3 protein-coding genes are annotated in these 3121 nt (G+C 76.3%); 2 read left to right on the forward strand and 1 reads right to left on the reverse strand.

Annotation, left to right across the window (positions count from 1 at the left end; translation table 11 throughout):
* A partial coding sequence (locus G3I53_RS07950) for a GAF domain-containing SpoIIE family protein phosphatase (protein WP_239063672.1) occupies positions 1 to 1264 on the forward strand: 1264 nt, incomplete at its 5' end.
* A 27-nt stretch (positions 1265 to 1291) separates the two neighbouring features.
* Positions 1292 to 2524 carry a radical SAM family heme chaperone HemW gene (hemW, locus tag G3I53_RS07955; RefSeq protein ID WP_164337584.1) on the forward strand — a complete coding sequence of 411 codons (1233 nt, stop codon included), beginning with the start codon at positions 1292 to 1294 and terminating at the stop codon, positions 2522 to 2524.
* 42 nt (positions 2525 to 2566) lie between these two features.
* Here the strand turns inward: hemW and G3I53_RS07960 are convergent.
* Positions 2567 to 3121: DUF3097 family protein (locus tag G3I53_RS07960; RefSeq protein ID WP_164438164.1), on the reverse strand; the 555-nt coding region annotated here is incomplete at its 5' end.

Genomic DNA, 3121 nt, shown 5'->3' on the forward strand with positions numbered 1-3121 from the left:
CGGCGAGCACCTCATCGAGGAACTGCGCCGCGCCCTGGAGCAGGAACCGCCGCCCCCGTGCGACCCGTTACGGCCCGGGCCCGCCCCCTACCCCTGGCCCGCGAAGGCCCTCGACACCGCCGACGGCACGCCTCCCGGCACCGGCACGCCTCCCGGCACCGGCGCGCCCGGCACCGGCGTGCCTTCCGGCTCCGGCGTGCCTTCCGGCTCCGGGGTGCCTTCCGGCTCCGGGGTGCCTTCCGGCTCCGGGGTGCCTTCCGGCACCGGCGTGCCCGGCACCGGCGCGCCTCCCGGCTCCGCGCCTGGCACCGCCCTCGCCTATCCGCTGGCCGCCGGCGGACGGCCCCTGGGCACCCTGGTCCTCGGCCGGGCCGGCATCGACCGCTTCCCCGACGAGATCACCGGACTCGTGGAGGACCTCGCCCGGCGCGTGGCGCTCGCCATCGGCGCCGCCCGCCGGTACGCCCGGCAGGCCACCATCAGCTCGGTGCTCCAGCGCGGGCTGCTGCCCGGTGCCGTCGCCGAGATCCCGGGCCTGCGCAGCGCGCTCGCCCACGAACCCTGCGACAAGGGCGGGCCCAGCGGCGACTTCTACGACCTGTTCCCGGCCGGCCGCGGCCGGTGGTGCTTCGCGGTCGGCGACGTCCAGGGCAAGGGCCCGGAGGCGGCCGTCGTCATCGGCCTGGTCCGGCCCTGGCTGCGGCTGCTGGCCCGCGAGGGCTACCAGGTCGCCGACGTCCTCGACCGCCTCAACCAGCTGCTCCTCGACGACGCCACCGAGGCCGCCGACGCCGCCGCCCGCGCCCTCGTCGCCGCCGGGGCCCGCCCCACCGCCCCTGGCGACGGACCCCAGACCCGCTTCCTGTCCCTGCTCTACGGCGAGCTGGTCCCCTTCGACGGCGGCGTCCGCTGCACCGTCGCCTCCGCCGGGCACCCCCTGCCGCTGCTCCTCGGCCCCGACGGCACCGTCCGCACCGTGGCCCGGCCGCAGACCCTGCTCGGCGTCGTCGAGGACGCCACGTACGGCAGCGACTCCTTCGAGCTGCGTTCCGGCGACACCCTGCTCTGCGTCACCGACGGGGTCACCGAGCGGCGCTCCGGCTCGCGGCAACTGGACGACGGGGACGGGCTCGCCCTGGCGCTGGCGAGCTGCGCCGGCCTGGACGCCGGGACGACGATGGAGCGCCTCACCCGCCTCGTGCACGACTTCGGGGACGATCCGCCCGCGGACGATCTCGCCCTGATGGTGCTCCAGGCCGAGTGACCCCACGGGTGCGGGACAATGGAGCACATGCCCTCCGCACTCCCCGACGGCGAGCCCGTCCCCGCCGACGGTGCCCTGCCCGCCTCCGCGCTCTCCGGGGCGGCCGGCCGCCCCCTCGGCTTCTACCTGCACGTCCCGTACTGCGCGACCCGCTGCGGCTACTGCGACTTCAACACCTACACCGCCACCGAGCTGCGCGGCACCGGCGGTGTGCTGGCCTCCCGCGACAACTACGCCGAGACCCTCGTCGACGAGGTCCGGCTGGCGCGGAAGGTCCTGGGCGACGACCCGCGCGAGGTCCGCACCGTGTTCGTCGGCGGCGGCACCCCCACCCTGCTCGCGGCCGGCGACCTGGTGCGGATGCTGACCGCGATCCGGGACGAGTTCGGGCTGGCCGCCGACGCCGAGGTGACCACGGAGGCGAATCCCGAGTCCGTCGACCCGGCCTATCTGGCGGCCCTCCGCGAGGGCGGCTTCAACCGGATCTCCTTCGGCATGCAGAGCGCCCGGCAGCACGTGCTGAAGGTCCTGGACCGCACCCACACCCCCGGCCGTCCCGAGGCGTGCGTCGCCGAGGCCCGCGCCGCGGGTTTCGACCACGTCAACCTCGACCTGATCTACGGCACCCCCGGCGAGTCCGACGACGACTGGCGGGCCTCCCTGGACGCGGCCGTCGGCGCCGGCCCCGACCACGTCTCGGCGTACGCGCTCATCGTCGAGGAGGGGACGCAGCTCGCCCGCCGCATCCGGCGCGGCGAGGTCCGGATGACCGACGACGACGTCCACGCGGACCGCTACCTGATCGCCGAGGAGGCCCTGTCGGCGGCGGGCTTCTCCTGGTACGAGGTGTCGAACTGGGCGACCTCGGACGCCGGGCGCTGCCTGCACAACGAGCTGTACTGGCGCGGCGCCGACTGGTGGGGCGCGGGCCCCGGCGCGCACTCCCACGTGGGCGGGGTGCGCTGGTGGAACGTCAAGCACCCCGGCGCGTACGCGGCGGCCCTGGCGCAGGGCCGCTCGCCGGGCGCGGGCCGGGAGCTGCTGTCGGACGAGGACCGGCGGGTGGAGCGGATCCTGCTGGAACTGCGGCTGGAGGAGGGCGTCCCGCTGTCCCTCCTGCGGGCGGACGGCCTGGCGGCCGCCGAGCGGGCGCTCGGGGACGGGCTGCTCCGCCCGGCCGCGTACGAGGAGGGCCGGGCGGCCCTGACGCTGCGCGGGCGGCTGCTGGCGGACGCGGTGGTGCGGGACCTGGTGGACTGAGCGGGCGCCGGCCCGCCCGGGTCGGGCGGCCCGGGGACGCCGTCAGGCGCCCGGTGCCGTGACGAAGTCGATCAATTCCTCCACCCGGCCCAGCAACTGCGGCTCCAGGTCCTTGTACGAGCGCACCGAGCCGAGGATCCGCTGCCACGCCTCCCCGGTGTGCTCCACCCGCCAGCCCAGCGCCCGGCACACCCCCGTCTTCCAGTCCTGTCCGCGCGGCACCCGGGGCCAGCCGGGGATGCCGACCGACGACGGCTTCACCGCCTCCCAGATGTCGATGAACGGGTGGCCCACCACCAGCGCGTGCTCGCTGGTCACGGCCTCGGCGATGTGCCACTCCTTGGAGCCCGGCACGAGGTGGTCGACGAGGACGCCCAGGCGCGCGTCCGGGCCGGGGGAGAAGTCCTCGACGACCGACGGCAGGTCGTCCACGCCCTCCAGGTACTCAACGACCACGCCCTCGATGCGCAGGTCGTCGCCCCACACCTTCTCGACCAGCTCGGCGTCGTGCCGTCCCTCGACGTAGATGCGGCCGGCCCGGGCGACGCGCGCGCGGGCGCGGGCGCCGGGCAGGGCGACGGAGCCGGACGCCGTACG

It is taken from the genome of Streptomyces sp. SID14436 (assembly GCF_010548465.1).
In the GTDB taxonomy this organism is placed as follows: domain Bacteria; phylum Actinomycetota; class Actinomycetes; order Streptomycetales; family Streptomycetaceae; genus Streptomyces.

Bases quoted from the DNA above. Each gene is read 5' to 3' on its own strand.
- hemW (WP_164337584.1), top strand. From the start codon at position 1,292: ATGCCCTCCGCACTCCCCGACGGCGAGCCCGTCCCCGCCGACGGTGCC.